This window comes from Hymenobacter saemangeumensis, assembly GCF_039541835.1.
Classification (GTDB): Bacteria; Bacteroidota; Bacteroidia; order Cytophagales; family Hymenobacteraceae; genus Hymenobacter; species Hymenobacter saemangeumensis.
The window spans coordinates 1-14592 of record NZ_BAABGZ010000029.1 but is presented as its reverse complement, the minus strand read 5'-3'; the positions used below and the strand labels follow the sequence as shown (position 1 = coordinate 14592).

The 14592-nt window shown below is 63.1% G+C and carries 16 protein-coding genes; 8 read left to right on the top strand and 8 right to left on the bottom strand.

Annotated elements, in window-relative coordinates; translation table 11 throughout:
• The first annotated feature begins 150 nt into the window (after positions 1–150).
• On the top strand, positions 151–2340 hold the full coding sequence (locus tag ABD919_RS13230) for a prolyl oligopeptidase family serine peptidase (protein WP_345236497.1): 2190 nt from the start codon (positions 151–153) through the stop codon (positions 2338–2340).
• 69 nt (positions 2341–2409) lie between these two features.
• On the opposite strand, the gene ABD919_RS13225 is transcribed toward ABD919_RS13230, so the two are convergent.
• Positions 2410–3243, bottom strand: a complete 834-nt coding sequence (locus tag ABD919_RS13225) for an ion transporter (protein ID WP_345236496.1) — start codon at positions 3241–3243, stop codon at positions 2410–2412.
• Positions 3244–3398: 155 nt separating this feature from the next.
• Here ABD919_RS13225 and ABD919_RS13220 point away from each other — a divergent pair, with 155 nt between their 5' ends.
• On the top strand, positions 3399–3590 hold the full coding sequence (locus ABD919_RS13220) for a hypothetical protein (protein ID WP_345236495.1): 192 nt from the start codon (positions 3399–3401) through the stop codon (positions 3588–3590).
• Positions 3591–3616: 26 nt separating this feature from the next.
• Here the strand turns inward: ABD919_RS13220 and ABD919_RS13215 are convergent, their stop codons facing one another.
• Positions 3617–4213: a DUF1989 domain-containing protein gene (locus ABD919_RS13215; protein ID WP_345236494.1), complete on the bottom strand. Its 597-nt coding sequence runs from the start codon at positions 4211–4213 to the stop codon at positions 3617–3619.
• A complete protein-coding gene (gene gntA, locus ABD919_RS13210; protein WP_345236493.1) occupies positions 4176–4898 on the bottom strand; it encodes a guanitoxin biosynthesis heme-dependent pre-guanitoxin N-hydroxylase GntA in 723 nt (240 codons plus the stop codon). Before gntA ends, ABD919_RS13215 begins: the two co-directional genes overlap by 38 nt.
• A 263-nt stretch (positions 4899–5161) precedes the next feature.
• Here gntA and ABD919_RS13205 point away from each other — a divergent pair, with 263 nt between their 5' ends.
• Complete coding sequence (locus ABD919_RS13205; RefSeq protein ID WP_345236492.1) at positions 5162–5731, top strand: class I SAM-dependent methyltransferase; 570 nt, start codon at positions 5162–5164, stop codon at positions 5729–5731.
• Between the two features lie 16 nt (positions 5732–5747).
• Here the strand turns inward: ABD919_RS13205 and ABD919_RS13200 are convergent, their stop codons facing one another.
• The 4 genes from ABD919_RS13200 to ABD919_RS13185 form a co-directional block, all read right to left on the bottom strand.
• Positions 5748–6260 carry a DUF2243 domain-containing protein gene (locus ABD919_RS13200; protein ID WP_345236491.1) on the bottom strand — a complete coding sequence of 171 codons (513 nt, stop codon included), beginning with the start codon at positions 6258–6260 and terminating at the stop codon, positions 5748–5750.
• On the bottom strand, positions 6244–6468 hold the full coding sequence (locus ABD919_RS13195; protein ID WP_345236490.1) for a hypothetical protein: 225 nt from the start codon (positions 6466–6468) through the stop codon (positions 6244–6246). Before ABD919_RS13195 ends, ABD919_RS13200 begins: the two co-directional genes overlap by 17 nt.
• The gene (locus ABD919_RS13190) at positions 6468–6851 is read right to left on the bottom strand and encodes a hypothetical protein (protein ID WP_345236489.1); all 384 of its coding nucleotides are present in this window, start codon (positions 6849–6851) and stop codon (positions 6468–6470) included. The genes ABD919_RS13195 and ABD919_RS13190 overlap by 1 nt, the downstream gene beginning before the upstream one ends.
• 340 nt (positions 6852–7191) lie before the next feature.
• A complete protein-coding gene (locus tag ABD919_RS13185) occupies positions 7192–8112 on the bottom strand; it encodes a pirin family protein (protein ID WP_345236488.1) in 921 nt (306 codons plus the stop codon).
• Positions 8113–8260: 148 nt separating this feature from the next.
• Here ABD919_RS13185 and ABD919_RS13180 point away from each other — a divergent pair, with 148 nt between their 5' ends.
• Positions 8261–8407: a hypothetical protein gene (locus tag ABD919_RS13180; RefSeq protein WP_345236487.1), complete on the top strand. Its 147-nt coding sequence runs from the start codon at positions 8261–8263 to the stop codon at positions 8405–8407.
• A 15-nt stretch (positions 8408–8422) separates the two neighbouring features.
• Entirely contained in the window at positions 8423–9166 is a 744-nt protein-coding gene (locus ABD919_RS13175) for an arylamine N-acetyltransferase family protein (protein ID WP_345236486.1), read from the top strand.
• 38 nt (positions 9167–9204) lie between these two features.
• Here the strand turns inward: ABD919_RS13175 and ABD919_RS13170 are convergent, their stop codons facing one another.
• Positions 9205–10107, bottom strand: a complete 903-nt coding sequence (locus ABD919_RS13170) for a hypothetical protein (RefSeq protein ID WP_345236485.1) — start codon at positions 10105–10107, stop codon at positions 9205–9207.
• 103 nt (positions 10108–10210) lie between these two features.
• Between ABD919_RS13170 and ABD919_RS13165 the strand changes: the two genes are divergently transcribed.
• The 3 genes from ABD919_RS13165 to ABD919_RS13155 all read left to right on the top strand — a co-directional run bounded on the left by ABD919_RS13165 (position 10211) and on the right by ABD919_RS13155 (position 14397).
• Positions 10211–10744, top strand: a complete 534-nt coding sequence (locus ABD919_RS13165; RefSeq protein ID WP_345236484.1) for an NUDIX hydrolase — start codon at positions 10211–10213, stop codon at positions 10742–10744.
• Positions 10745–11021: 277 nt separating this feature from the next.
• Positions 11022–11588: a hypothetical protein gene (locus ABD919_RS13160; RefSeq protein WP_345236483.1), complete on the top strand. Its 567-nt coding sequence runs from the start codon at positions 11022–11024 to the stop codon at positions 11586–11588.
• Between the two features lie 181 nt (positions 11589–11769).
• Complete coding sequence (locus tag ABD919_RS13155) at positions 11770–14397, top strand: TonB-dependent receptor (RefSeq protein WP_345236482.1); 2628 nt, start codon at positions 11770–11772, stop codon at positions 14395–14397.
• Positions 14398–14592 lie beyond the last annotated feature (195 nt).

The following is a 14592-nucleotide window of genomic DNA, read 5'->3' as shown; positions in this document are numbered from 1 at the left end:
GCGAACCCCTGCGCTTTCTCACCGCGAGCCAGGGCGTGAAAGCGGCCCCACGCAACGGAACCTACACAACGCCGACCTTGTACCGGCGCTGCCGGTAGTAAGCCATCCACCGGCTGTAATTTGCTCCGTTTTCCTACCAACCACTTCTCTATGAAAAGCCTTTATCCTTCGTTGGCCCTGCTCCTGCTTGGAGGGACGGCCCTGGCACAGTCGCCGGCCAATCCCAAGCTCAGCCCCCAGTCGCGGACTTTGCTCGACAAGCAGGGTGCCCCCCAGAATTCCATTAAGCTGCTGCCTTATCCGCAGACGAAAAAGGTGGATACGGTTACCACCTACTTCGGCACCAGGGTGGCCGACCCTTTCCGCTGGCTGGAGAACGACCAGGCCGAGGACACCAAAGCCTGGGTGAAGGAGCAGAACAAGGTAACCCAGCACTACCTGGCCCAGATTCCCTACCGCGACGCCATCCGCAAGCGCCTCGAAACGCTGTGGAACTACGAGAAGTACGGCGCGCCCTTTAAGGAAGGCAAGTACACCTACTTCAGCAAAAACACGGGCCTGCAAAGCCAGTCGGTGCTGTACCGGCAGCTGGGCGAAGGCACCCCCGAGGTGTTTCTCGACCCCAACCAGTTTTCCAAGGACGGCACTACTTCGCTGGCTGGCATCAACTTCACCAAGGATGGCAGCCTGGCCGCCTACCAGATTTCGGAGGGCGGCTCCGACTGGCGCAAAGTCATTGTGCTGAAAACGGACAGCAAGTCCATCGTGGGCGACACGCTGAAAGACGTGAAGTTCTCGGGCCTGGCCTGGAAGGGCAACGACGGCTTCTACTACAGCTCCTACGACAAGCCCAAGGCCGGCAGCCAGCTGGCGGGCAAAACCCAGATTCACAAGCTTTACTACCACAAGCTGGGCACGCCCCAGAGCAGCGACCAGCTGATTTTCGGCGGCGACAAAACCCCGCGCCGCTACATCGGAGCCTCGCTGACGGAAGACGAGCGTTTTCTGGTAATCAGCGCGGCCAACACCACCACCGGCAACGAGCTGTACCTGCAGGACCTGAGCAAGCCCGGCAGCTCCATCGTGCAGATTGTCGACAACGAGAAAAGCAACGTCGACGTCATCGACAACGTGGGCAGCAAGCTCTACATTTCCACCAACCTGAATGCGCCCAACAACCGGGTGGTGACTGTGGACGCGGCCAACCCCGCGCCCGCCAACTGGAAAGACCTGATTCCGGAAACCAAGAACGTGCTGCGCGTGAGCACCGGCGGCGGTAAAATCTTCGCCAACTACCTCAAGGACGCCACTTCGCTGATTGAGCAGTACGACATGAGCGGCAAGAAGGAGCGCAGCATTCAGCTGCCTTCGGTGGGCACGGCCGGCGGCTTCGGTGCCAAGAAAGAGGAAAAGGAAACCTACTACACCTTCACTTCCTACGTCTACCCGCCCACCATCTTCAAGTACGACATCGCCACCGGCAAGTCGACGGTGTACAAGAAGGCCGGCGTGCAGTTCGACCCCACGAAGTACGAGTCGAAGCAGGTGTTCTACAATTCCAAAGACGGCACCCGCGTGCCCATGATTATCACCTACAAGAAAGGCGTGGCCCTGAACGGCAAAAACCCCACGCTGCTCTACGCCTACGGCGGCTTCAACACCAGCCTGACGCCCGCCTTCAGCACCTCCAACATCGTGCTGCTCGAAAACGGCGGCATCTACGCCGTGGCCAACCTGCGCGGTGGCGGCGAGTATGGCGAGAAGTGGCACCTGGCCGGCACCAAGCTGCAGAAGCAGAACGTGTTCGACGACTTCATCGCCGCCGGCGAGTACCTCATCAAGAACAACTACACCTCCAAAGACTACCTGGCTATTTCGGGCGGCTCCAACGGCGGCCTGCTGGTGGGGGCCGTCATGGCCCAGCGCCCCGAGCTGTTCAAGGTGGCCTTCCCGGCCGTGGGCGTGATGGACATGCTGCGCTACAACCAGTTTACGGCCGGCGCCGGCTGGGCCTACGACTACGGCACGGCCCAGGACTCCAAGGAGATGTTTGAGTACCTCTACAAGTACTCGCCCGTGCACGCCCTGAAGCCCGCCAGCTACCCCGCCACCATGGTCACTACCGCCGACCACGACGACCGGGTGGTGCCCGCGCACTCGTTTAAGTTTGCCTCGCGCCTGCAGGAAGTGCAGAAAGGCCCGGCCCCGGTGCTTATTCGCATCGAAACCAACGCCGGCCACGGCGCGGGCCGCTCCACGGCCCAGGTTATCAGCGAGCAGACCGACAAGTGGGCGTTTATGTTCCAGAACATGGGCATTACGCCGTACCAGAGCAATTAAGCTCTAAGCCTCCTGGTTGAGTTAAAAGGGAAGAGTTAAAAGGCAGAACGTCTTTTTAACTCTTCCCTTTTAACTTTTAACTAAATCGTCAGGCTCCCCTCCCTGCAGGGGAGGGGCCGGGGGTGGGGCCGAACGTAAATCCGCCCGTAGCTGCCGCACTTCCTCATGCAGGGCGGCCACGGCCGCCGCACCGGCTACTTCGGCCTCTGGGTTCTCCGCATCGCGGCCCATGAAGAAGGTTGCCAGCGTGGCGGTGAAGTAGCCAAACACCGTGAAGCCATACAGGGCCAGCAGAATGCACAGGGCCCGGCCCTCACTGGTGACGGGCCAGTAGGCACTGCCCATGGTGGTGAGCAGCATGGCCGTCCACCACAGCGCTTCGGGGTAGGTGCTGAGCCCGCCGGGTACGTCTTTCTCAAAAGCGTACATGCCGGCCGCACCCACCAGCAGCACCACGCCGCTGAGGCCGGCTACGTAGCCCGCGCCGCGCCGGCCGAAGCTGGCGGCCAGGGCCTTCATGCCCCGGTTCAATGAGCCTACCACCTTCACCAGGCGCAGGCCCCGCACGGCCCGGGCCGCGCGGAACACCCGCGCCAGCCGGAACAGGCGCAGGGCTGGCACCAGCAGCGAAATCAGCGTTATAACGTTGGCCTTAAGGAAGTCCAGCTTCTGCGGGGCCAGGAAAAGCTTGAGCAGAAAGTCCAGGATAAAAATTACCCAGATGGTGGTGCCCAGCAGCTCCAGCTCCCGCGACAAGCCCCAGATAAGCTCCACGCCCAGCAGCAGCAGCCAGCCGAAGCCCAGCACCAGCATGGGCGTTTCCAGCCAGTCGGTGAGGCGCTGCAGCAGCTCGTGCCGCTCGTGCTGCAGCTGGGCTTCTTCTTCGGGGTTGGGAGTGGGCATGGCAGCTTGAAATGTGCCCTGTAGCTGACAGGGAGTAGCTAAGCCATACGCTGCCGGCTGAGCTGAGTTCGTCTCAGCGACGCGGTGCCCGCCGCCCAAGGGTTTGCGTATAGGGCATAGCAGGCGCCGTCAGTGCCTGGCATTTCGCTTTTCCTATGGCCCTGCTCAAACGCAAAACCCGCAAAGTCCTGCTCAAGGAAGTACACCGCCTGGTGCGCAAGCACGGCTCCGAAACCGCCGTCGGCCTCATCACCGGCTTCCTGACCGAATTCATTGCCGAAGCCATGCTCGACCCGGGCAAGGGTAGCAAGAAAAAGAAGCGGGGCGGGAAAAAGAAGAAGAAGTAGTGCCGGCTGCCTGAGGCGACAGGCCACTAGCCCAGCACCTCATACGCAATGGGCTTGAAGGCGTAATTGTTCGACTGCTCGGCCGAGCAGGCCGTCATGCCCACTATCAGGTCCATTTTGGCTTCCAGAATCACGTAGTCGCCGGCCCGGCTTTTGGGCGGCAGCACGCCTACCTTGCCGGTGTCGCCGTCCACGGTTACGTGCATGAAGATGTTGAAGCAGATGGGAATCTGGTCGGGCAGAATGCCATAGGGCGCCAGGGCCTCGCTCAGGTTGCCAAAGCAGCCGCGGTGGGGGTGCTCGTGCCCGTAGATGATGCGAAACGTGTCGGCCGAGCAGGGCGTGAGCAGGAAGTCGTGCCGGCCCACGGTGTCTTCCAGCAGCTCAAACATCACGTTGCTGCGGTTGGAGTAGAAGGGGTGGCCCACCGTCAGGAAAATGGTTTCAGCGTAGTCGATGGTGCGGCCCGACGACAGGTACTCGGCCTTGTCGTGCAGGTTGAAGCACACGAAGTCCGACACCTGCTCGCCCTGCGGGTCGGTTACTTTCAGGCGCTGGCCCTGGCGCAGAATGAAGGCCGTGCCGCTACGCGGCGGAATGAGTTGCGGGTTGCTGCTGGACATCGGGTTGCGGCTGCTGGAGGTGAGGATTGAGGAAAGGGCATTGCCAGGCCGCATCGTAGGCCTTGCCGGTGTATTGGTAGACTTCCGAAGCCTCCCCAAAGTTTTGCAGCATGGGGTTGATGGAGCCCGAATAGGCCACGTCGCGGGTCCGAATGGTGTCGCGCAGCTTGTCGTAGCGCCCTTCGGCCCGAATCTGCTCGAACTGGGCGTGGGCGTTGAACACCAGCGTGGGGTACTGAAACTGCCGCGCCGGCCGGCTGCTGCCCGGGTGCAGGCCCACCACGAAAAAGGCTTCTTCCTTGAGGCTGAAGCTGAAGTTGGGTGAGGCCGGGTCGGCCACCACGCGCGGGTCGTGGCCGTAGCGGCGGGCGTCGAGGTTGGCCAGGCCCTGCAGGCGCTGCCAGAACAACTCCTCAAACAGGGCCTCGCTGGGCGCCGTGGGCCCCCGGAAGATGAGGGCCGCGCTGTGGTAGAGCTTGTCCGACTGCCGGTAGCCGTCCACGAATTCGTAGAGAAACTCCAGGATGGCCGCGTCGTCTTTGGGGCAGGCCATGTGGTCGACCACCAGGCACTTTATCTGTTGCCAGGTCAGGGCCGTCTTGGCCGCTACGCAGGGAAACGCTTTGTTATTTATAAACTCAAAATACGCCCTGACTTCTTCATTTTCTGTTTCTGGAATAGACATGATATAAACCGAGTTAGCCGCCCGCTACTGTGTGATACTTGCATAGGTTGTGCTTGGCTTACGGTTGAGTATAGCTTTTTGTTGAGAAAAAATAGGATTAAAGTTAAACAGGTAAGAGTTTAGCTGAGCATTTTCAGGGCAAATTGGATGTAGCTCAAGAAGTAAAGAAGCGAGCACCTGTTGGAAAAAAAGGGAGCACCGCTGGGCCACCGCTGCCGTACAAGCGCAGGCCGGGCTTGGTCTAGAAGCCGGCTTCTATGCGTATGCTTTCCCCTTTTGTTGAAGAATTTTTGCGCAACCCCGCCACGGTAGGCTCCCTCATTCCCAGCTCCCAAGAGCTAACCGACAAGGTGATGGAGCCCATCGATTTCGCTACCGCCCGGTGCATTGTCGAGTACGGGCCGGGCACCGGCGTATTTACCGACCTCATCATCCGGCGCCGCCAAGCTGATACGGTAGTGCTGCTGATAGAAGTAAACCGCCGCTTCTGCCGGCTATTGCAGCAGCGCTATTCCGGGCAGCCCAACGTGCACGTCATCCACGGCTCGGCCGACAAAACCGGCGACTACCTGGCCGGGCTTGCTGCCCCGCCCGTCGACTACGTAGTGTGCGGCCTGCCATTTTCCTCCCTGCCGCGCCGGCAGGGCTGGCGCATCCTCGAGCACACCCGTCAGGTGCTGCAGCCGAGCGGCAAGCTCATTCTGTTTCAGTACTCGCTGCAAAATAAAAAGCTGTTCGGCAAGTTCTTCCGCCTGCTCGACGACAGCCATGTGCTGCTGAACCTGCCACCGGCCCACGTGCTGCTGTACGAGCCGCTGCAAGATGGAAAGTAAGGTAGCAGCTGTACGTTCAACGGTGGGTAGGGGCAGGCCCTGCCCCTGCATCCCGCTTGCCAGCCTTTACCAGGGCCCAGCCGGCCAGCAGTAGCAGTACGCCTAAACCCAGGAAGCCCAGGTTCCAGGGCTGGGGGTCGGGTGCGTACTCGCGCACGTTGTGCAGCTTCAGCAGCTGGTGGTCGATAATGCCCTCGACGAGGTTGAACAGGGCCCAGCCCAGGAGCAGCGCACCCGAAAAAGTGCGGCCGGAGCGGGGCACGTCGGGGCGGGTTACAGCAGCCCAGAGCAGGCGCAGCCCCAGGGCCGTCATCACCCACACGGCGGCGTGAAACATGCCGTCCCAGTACATGTTCACCTTGGCGTTGACCAGGGTATCGGGCGGCAGCTGGTTCGAGAGCATGTTGTGCCACTGCAGAATCTGGTGCAGCACAATGCCATCGACAAAGCCGCCCATGCCGGCGCCGATGAGAATGCCGGCGGCAATAAGCGGGGTGCGGGTTAGGGGTGCGCTAGGGGTGGGGGGCATGGGGCAGGCGAGATGATGAAGTGAGTTTGTCCCAGTAAAACAGGCCGAGCCCCAGGCCCAGCAGCAGCCCTACAGGCAATAAAAGCAGGGCCAGGTTGGCCGCGTAGTCGGCATTGTGAATGCCGGCTTCTACGCGCGGGCGGCACACCGTACAGGCCAGGGCCGCGGAGCCCGGCAAGAGCAGCAGGAGCAAGCACAGGGCCTTCATTACTGAGCTTCGGGAGTGGAGATGTCGCTGAGGCCGTTCAGCACGATGGGTACCACGCCCCAGAAAATGACGGCCGCCCGCTCCGGCGCCGGCATGTTGGGCAGCAAGCCCAAAGCCAGGAACAAGGGCCCGCCCACCTGCCCCACGCGCACGTGCTGGCGGAAGCTCAGCAGCGGTACCAGCCCGATTGGGAAGCGCGTGAAGCAGCCAATGGCACCTTCACCCAGGGCATTGGCCAGGATAATGGCCGCGGCCTTCTTGCTGCGGCGGGCTGCCCAAGCGGCGCAGCCCAGCATAATGGGCAGGCACAGGCGGTCGATGATGGCATGGGCGCGGGGCGATACCAGGTCGGTACGGCGGGCAGTAGGCTGGGTAGAGCTCATGGCTGAGGCTGGCTGAGGTAACACAGCCTAAGCCTACGCGGGTAGGCAGGGTGGGTTTCCCACAAGCAGAACCGTCAGGCGGTTTTTAACAGCAGATTTCCGATTGGCGTCCCATTCCGCCTTGTTACCCCACCCCACCGCTCACTGCCTGATGCGCGAAACCCTCCGGGAGAAGGGAGCCAGACAACATCTGTTCTGGAACCGGCACCCCTCCCCCTTCGGGGAGGGGCTGGGGGTGGGGTAACACGGCTGGAGCCAGGTACACGGTCTCGGTAACCGCTCTAATCCTGCTCAAGTTTAAACCCAAAAGACGTCGGGTAGGGCTTTAACTGCCTTACAATCAGGACAGCGCCTCCGGAGCCGGGGAGGGGCCACCAGCGGGCCGCGACTTGTCCGGGGGCAGGGGCACAAACTCGGCGTTGTCGTTGGGCGGCAGGGCGATGCGGCCGGCCTCCCAGTCGGCCTTGGCCTGCTCAATCCGCTCGCGGCGCGACGACACGAAGTTCCACCAGATAAAGCGCGGGCCCAGGGGCTCGCCGCCCAGCAGCATCAGCGTGCTGGCCTCGCGGGCCACAATAACCGGGTCTTGCCCGGGGGTGAACACCAGCAGCTGCCCGGGGCCGTAGGGGCGGCCGGCCACTTCCACCAGCCCTTTGGCTATGTAGGCGCCGCGCTCGGGGTAGCCGCGGGGCAGGCCGAAGCGGGCACCGGGCTGCAGTGCCACGTGCAGGTAAAACAGCGGCGAGTGGGTCTTTACCTCGTTTTTCAGGCCGAACGCGTCGCCGGCAATCAGGCGCATCCACACGCCGCCGTCGGTGAAGATGGGCAGCTGCTGGGGCTGGTAGTTGGTGAAGGCGGGCGCAGCCTCCTCGTCTTTTTCGGGCAGGGCCACCCAGGTCTGTATCATCTCCAGGGCCCCACCGGCCAGGGTGGCGGGGTCTTCAAACCGCTCGGAGTGGGCAATGCCCGAGCCGGCCGTCATCCAGTTTACTTCGCCGGGGCGGATGATTTGCTCCACGCCCAGGCTGTCGCGGTGCGTCACCTGCCCGCCAAAGAGGTAGCTCACGGTGCTCAGCCCAATGTGGGGGTGGGGCAGCACGTCGAGGGTGGGCAGTAGCTCCGGGCTCAGGTTCACCGGCCCGGCGTGGTCCATGAAAATAAACGGGCCCAGCATGCGGCGCAGGCGGTAGGGCAAGATGCGCTTCACTTCAAAGCCGGGGCTAAGGGCGGCGGGGCGGGCATCGATAACAAGGTCGAGCATGGCGCTGGAAAGTATGGAGAGAGCCGAAAGTTATAGCTATCCGGAAATAAATGCAGGCCTGGCAGCAGCGCCACCTGGCTTGCCTGGGCTCGTTCGCCCGGCTTATTTTGAAGCAGGGCTGCGGCTTTCCCAGGCCCTAACTTGCAGAATGAAATTTACCGTGGCTTATCCGGCGATTTCCCTCTGGGGGGTGGGGCCCTTCACGCCGGCCCAACCGGGCGGCCGCCCCGTGGTCCTGAAAATGCGGGTGCGGGTGCCGTTCACACCCAACCCCGGCTCCACCGACAAGAAGTAAGCTTTGCCGGCCACCATGAAACAGCAGTACCTGGCGCGAATTGGCTACAGCGGCGACTGCACGCCCTCGCTGGCCGTGCTGCGGGCCCTGCAGCGGGCTCACCTGCTGCAGGTGCCCTTCGAAAACCTCGACATTCACCTGGGCCGCCCCATCGTGCTGGGGCATAGCTACCACAAGGTGGTGAGCCTGCGCCGGGGCGGCTTCTGCTACGAGCTGAACACCCTGTTTTACGAGCTGCTGCAGGCGCTGGGCTTCGCCGTAAAGCTCATATCCGCCCGGGTATGGGGCAAAAACGACGCGTTTGGGCCCGAGTACGACCACCTGGCCATCATCGCCACTGTAGCGGGCCGCGACTACCTGGTAGACGTTGGCTTCGGCGAGTTTGCTGCCGAGCCCCTGGAGCTTGTGCTGGAGGTAGTGCAGCCCGACCCGCGCGGCGACTTCCGCATCGTTCGGCACCAAGGGCCCTATCTGCTGGTACAGAAGCGGAGTGAGGGAGAGTGGGAGCCCGAGTACTTGTTTACGGTGCAGGCGCGGGCGTTGCAGGAGTTTGCCGAAATGTGCCGCTACCACCAGTCCAGCCCCGACTCGCCGTTTACACAGAAGCGGGTGTGCTCCCGGGCTACGCCCGCGGGCCGGGTCACGCTTACCAACAACCGCCTGCTTACCACGGAGCACGGGCAGGTAAGCGAAACCGTGCTTGAAAGCGAAGAAGAAGTAGGCGAGGTGCTGCGGCGCTACTTCGGCGTGGCGCTGTAGGCCGGGCCGGCCAAGCGGGCTGGTCAGCCACGAAGGCGCTACCAGCCGAAGTAAATCCAGGGGTGGCTGGTGCGCCGGCCTTCCAGCTGTTTTTTCAACGCCGCTTCCTGCTGCGACTGCCCCAGGATGCGGTACAGGCAGGCGAGGTAGTTGCGGGTGTAAATGGTGAGCAGGGAGTCGTCGGCCGGCAGGGCCGTAGCCCCCAGCACTTCGCTGATAAGCTCCCCGTGCTGCTCGCGAAATGTGGCCGTGGCGGTGGAGCGGTTCTCGTTCTGCAGGTCGCTGTACATCTCAATCAAAAACATAAGCTGCAGGAGCCGGCGCAGCCGGTCGTCTTCCACCTGGCTCACGTAGTCGTGCAGGGCCTCCGCACTGCCCAGCCACCGCGGAGTACTGGTCCGGAAGTAGTTGAGGTGAGCCAGCAGATGCGTCGGCACCAGGTGCACGGCATTGGCAAAGCTGGATTCGGCGGCTTCCACTTCGCTGAAGCCCATGTACACCCGCACCAGGCGGGCAAAAGACTCGGCTTCCAGTACCGGGGTGCTGAAGTTGCGGGAGAAGTCGTTGTTGGCTTCGTGCAGGAAGTGCAAAAAGCCCTCGATTTGCTTTTCGGTGAGGGCGGCCCCGTAGCTGCCGGTTCTTCGGGCCCAGGCCAGGTAGAGGTGGTAGGCCCCGGCCACCAGCTGCCTCACCTCCGACGAGCTGGCCGCCAGGTAGCTGCGCAGGGCATCCTCGTACTTGTCGGTCAGGCACAGGCCGTCGAGCAGGCGGGTCAGGTCTTCGCTGTCCAGGCCCATGACGGTGGCTTCGAGGGCTTCCCAGCGCTGCTGCCGCAGCATGGCATCCACGCCCAGGCGGTCAATCAGTCCGTAGGAGTAGTCGGGGTACTTCTTGGCGAACAGCGCCGTGCCGCTGGAAACCAGCTTGTCGAGGAAGCTCATGGAGATGGGAAAAGGTAGATGCGTGAAGGCACAGCTGCCGGCATAATGGCTAAAAGTATGGCAAATTTGCCACTGCGAACCATTCTCCAGGCTAACATTCTCCATGACTACCCCTGTTGCCCTGCGCGAGTCGGCGGTACTGGTGCCGGTGTTCCGCGCTGCCGACGGCGAGCTGCGGGTGGTGCTGGTGCGCCGCGGCGACTTTGGCCCGCACGGCGGGCAGCTGGCCTTTCCCGGCGGCAAGCGCGACCCCGACGATGCTTCCCTGCTGGCCACGGCCCTGCGCGAAACCGAGGAGGAAGTGGGCTTGCCAGCCACTGCCATTACGGTGTTGGCCGCGCTGCCACCCATTCAAACGCGCAGCACGGGCTTTAGCATCGCGCCCTTCCTGGCGCGCATCGTGCCGCCGCCCACCTGGCGCTTTGCCCAGCCGGAAATTGCCGAGGTGCTGGAAGTGCCCCTGCACTACCTGGCCGACCCCGCCAACGCCGCCCGCGAGCCGTGGCAGCTGCCCGGCTGGCCCGCGCCCGAGCTGGTGTCGTTCTGGCGGGTGGGGCCCTACCCGCTCTGGGGCGCCAGCTACCGTATCCTGCGCCCGCTGCTGCCACGCCTGCTGGCAGGGGAGTGGGCGCTATAAGCGGTGGTTTCATGGCCGCCTGCTGGCAGCTGCTGGTTGAGAAAGGCTAAAAAGACGGCTGGTTAACGTGAGACAAGGGTTGGGTAAGCGCCCGCTGGGGTGTAAGCAACAGCGGGGGATAATAACCGTATTAAGTTCTTTGAAATACAAAGTGCTTTTGCTTTCTTTGTGGGCTTGCTCTTTACGCCGGCTTCTTTGATGCCCACCCTGAAGTAGGGCTGCACACGCTGGCTCGGCCTTTTTAACACGTTTTCTTTCACCTTTTCACCCCACCGCCATGACCCTCTCCCAAAGCATTCTACGCCTCTTGCTGGCAACGGCCACTCTGTTGATGATTCCGCTGGTGGCTATGCAATTCACCACGGAAGTCAACTGGACTTTGTCGGACTTCGTCTTTGCCGGTGCCGTCCTGTTCGGGGCGGGCCTGCTGTTTGTGCTGGTGGCCCGCAACTGGAACAACACCACGTACCGGCTGGCGGCGGGCGTGGGAGTAGCAGCGGGCCTGCTGCTGGTGTGGGCCAATGCGGCCGTGGGCCTGGTGGGCAGCGAGCACAACCCCGCCAACCTGCTGTATGGCGCCGTGCTGGCCGTGGCCGGTATCGGCTCCATCGCGGCCCGCTTCCGGCCGCGGGGCATGGCCCGGGCCATGTATGCGGCGGCCTTCACCTATGTGGTCGTCACGGCCATTGCCCTGTTCGTCTGGACGCCCGCCGGCAACGCCGCCGAGCCCCAGGTAGGCCTGCTGAACGTGCTGGGGGCAAACGGGGCATTTGCCGCGCTGTGGGCCGTTTCGGGCTGGCTGTTTCAGCGGGCCGGCGCGGCCGCGGCCAGCCCGGGCCGCTAGCTCGCGGCGGGGCAGAAACACTCAGCTCCTGCGCATAGGCTGGGGGCCGCCGCTTCAAAAAAAGTTGACTTGTAATGCAACATTCCAGGCAGCGATACATCTGTTGGCGGCGTCTACCACCCAGGCCACCGGCCTGCCCACAACCAGAAGCAGCGTTTCTACCCTCCTTTTTTCGCAATTTATGAACAACTCCTTACTGTCGTTCTTGGCCCTGGCGGCCCTGCTAAGCAGCGAAGCCGCCGCCCAGGCCCCGGCTGCCGCACCTGCTCCGGCCCGTCCGGGCGGGCCCGCAGGCATTCCCACGGGCGCGCCGGGTGCACCAAGTGCGCCGGGTACGCCGGCCCTGGTTACCCTGCCCACGGCCAAAGGCAACGGCCGCATCAGCGGCGTGGTGCTGGACGGCGCCACCAAAAAACCCGTGGAGTTTGCCACCGTGGCTTTGCTGGCCGCCACCGGCGACAAGCCCGTGGACGGCACCGTGGCCGACGACAAAGGCCGCTTCAGCCTGCGCGGCTTGGCACCGGGCGAGTATCGCCTGCAGCTCAGCTTTATCGGCTATAGCAACGTAACCCAGCCCGTGACCCTGGCCGAAGGCAGGATGACTGTGGACCTGGGCTCGGTGGAGCTGAAAGCCACGGCCCAGGAGCTGACCGAAGTAACCGTAACCGGGGAGCGGCCCGTGGTGGAAAGCAAGCCCGACCGCTTGGTGTACAACGCGGCCACCGACAACACCAACAAGGGCGGCACCGCGGCCGACGTGCTGCGCAAAGCCCCCATGGTGAGCGTGGACCCCGACGGCAACCTGCAGCTGCGCGGCTCGGGCAACGTGCGCGTGCTCATCAACGGCAAGCCCTCAGCGGTGGTGGCCGGCGACATTGCGACGGCCCTGAAGCAGCTGCCCGGCGACCAGATTAAGAGCGTGGAGGTAATCACCTCGCCCTCGGCCAAGTACGACGGCGAAGGCTCGGCCGGCATCATCAACATCGTGCTCAAGGAAAACAACCTGCAGGGCCTCAACGGCAACGTGGGCCTGGCCATCGGCACGCGCAACTCCAACGGCAACTTCACCCTGAACGGCCGCAAGGGCAAGCTGGGCCTCACGGCCGGCTTCAACGGCTTTGCGTTTTACGCGCCCGGCGACCAGGAAGTAGACCGCGTGGACCGGGGCATCCGGACGGAGGTAAACGGGCAGCAGGTCACGACCACGGGCCGGCTGTTTCAGCGCAACGAAGGCCAGGGCATGGGCGGGGGCGGGCAAGGCCGCATCGGGCTGGAGTTTGAGCCGGCTGCGAACCACGCCCTCAGCCTGAGCTTCAGCTCCAACCTGTTCACCAACCGCTTCGATATCGACATCAACAACCGCTACACCCTCGACCAGGGACAGCCCTCGACCACCAACCCCCTGTTTGGCAACTACACCCGCGACCAAGTGATGGAAAACACCGTGTACGCCTACGACCTGCTGGGCTCGTACACGCGCAGCTTCGGGGCTAAAAGCCGGCGCGAGTTTACGGTGCTGGCTCAGCACAGCCGCAACCGCGCCCAGCGCGACTACGACGTGCGCCAGTACCCGCTGCTCAGCCCCGACTTCAGCAACCCCCAGTACCGCGAGCAAAGCCCCAACCTGGCCCGCAACCTGGAAAGCACCCTGCAAACCGACTACGTACACCCCATCGGCGAAAAGCAGACCGTGGAAGTGGGCGCCAAGGTGATTCAGCGCAAGGTGTACAGCGACTACGAGGTGTACCGCACCAACCTGGGCACCGGCGTGTTTGGGCTGGAGCCGGGCCTGACCAACAAGTTCGACTACGACCAGGACGTGCTGGCCGGCTACGCCACCTACGGCACCAGCCTGGGCAAAAAGTACAGCGCCCGCCTGGGGGCCCGCGTGGAGCGCACCGACCTGCGCGGCAACTTCCAGGGGCAGGACAACGAGTTCCGCCTGGGCTACACCAACGTGCTGCCCAACGTGGCCCTCACGCGCAACCTCAAGCAGCCGGGCTCCTCGCTGCGGGCCACCTACTCGCGCCGCATTCAGCGCCCCAGTATCTTCTACCTCAACCCCTACCGCAACGAGAGCGACCCGCGCAACATCACCGAGGGCAACCCCGAGCTGGACGCCGAGTTCACCGACAACTACGAGCTGAACTGGAACACCTTCGCCAAGGGCACCAGCATCAACATCTCGCTCTACTCGCGCCAGACCAACAACGCCATCGAGCGGGTGTACAACACCGACCCGGCCGGGCGCGTGGTAGCCACCTTCGGCAACGTGGCCCGCAACCAGACCTACGGCATCAACCTCTTCGGCTCGGCCAAGCCCCTGCCCAAGTGGGACATCAGCGGCAACATCAGCGCCTTCTACGTGTACCTGAGCAGCAAAACGCTGAACACCAGCAATAGCGGCGTGGTGTACTCGGCCAACCTCAACTCGGGCTACAAGCTGGGCAAGGGCTTCAGCGCGCAGCTCTTTGCCATGCTCAACTCGCCGCGCATTCAGCTGCAGGGCCGCAACTCGCCCTGGCAGATGTACTCGCTGGGTTTGCGCAAGGACCTGTGGAAAGGCAAGGGCGACCTGACGCTGAACGCCGACAACCCCTTCAACTCCTACATCGCGCTGGCCAACGATTTCGACAACGGGCAGTCGGTATCCACCAACACCACTTACGTCTACAACCGCGGCGTGCGCCTGGCTTTCGCCTACCGCTTCGGCAAGCTGGAAAACAAGCCCAGCAAGCCCAAGCGCAGCATCCGCAACGACGACCAGAAAGCCGGCGACGGCGGCGGCAACGGGCAGGGCGGCAACTAGCGCCAAGTATTAAGCAGTCGGTAGAAGCCAAGGCTCAAAATGCCGCTGGCTGTGCGACGCAAAAACAACTAAAAAAGAACGTCATGCTGAGCGCAGCGAAGCATCTTTACTACGAAGCTGTTTAGGAAGTCGGGGTTGGGGCGATTTTGCGCAGCAACAGGACGGTAAAGGCGAGCCAGTGCCAAGCCAGCCAGT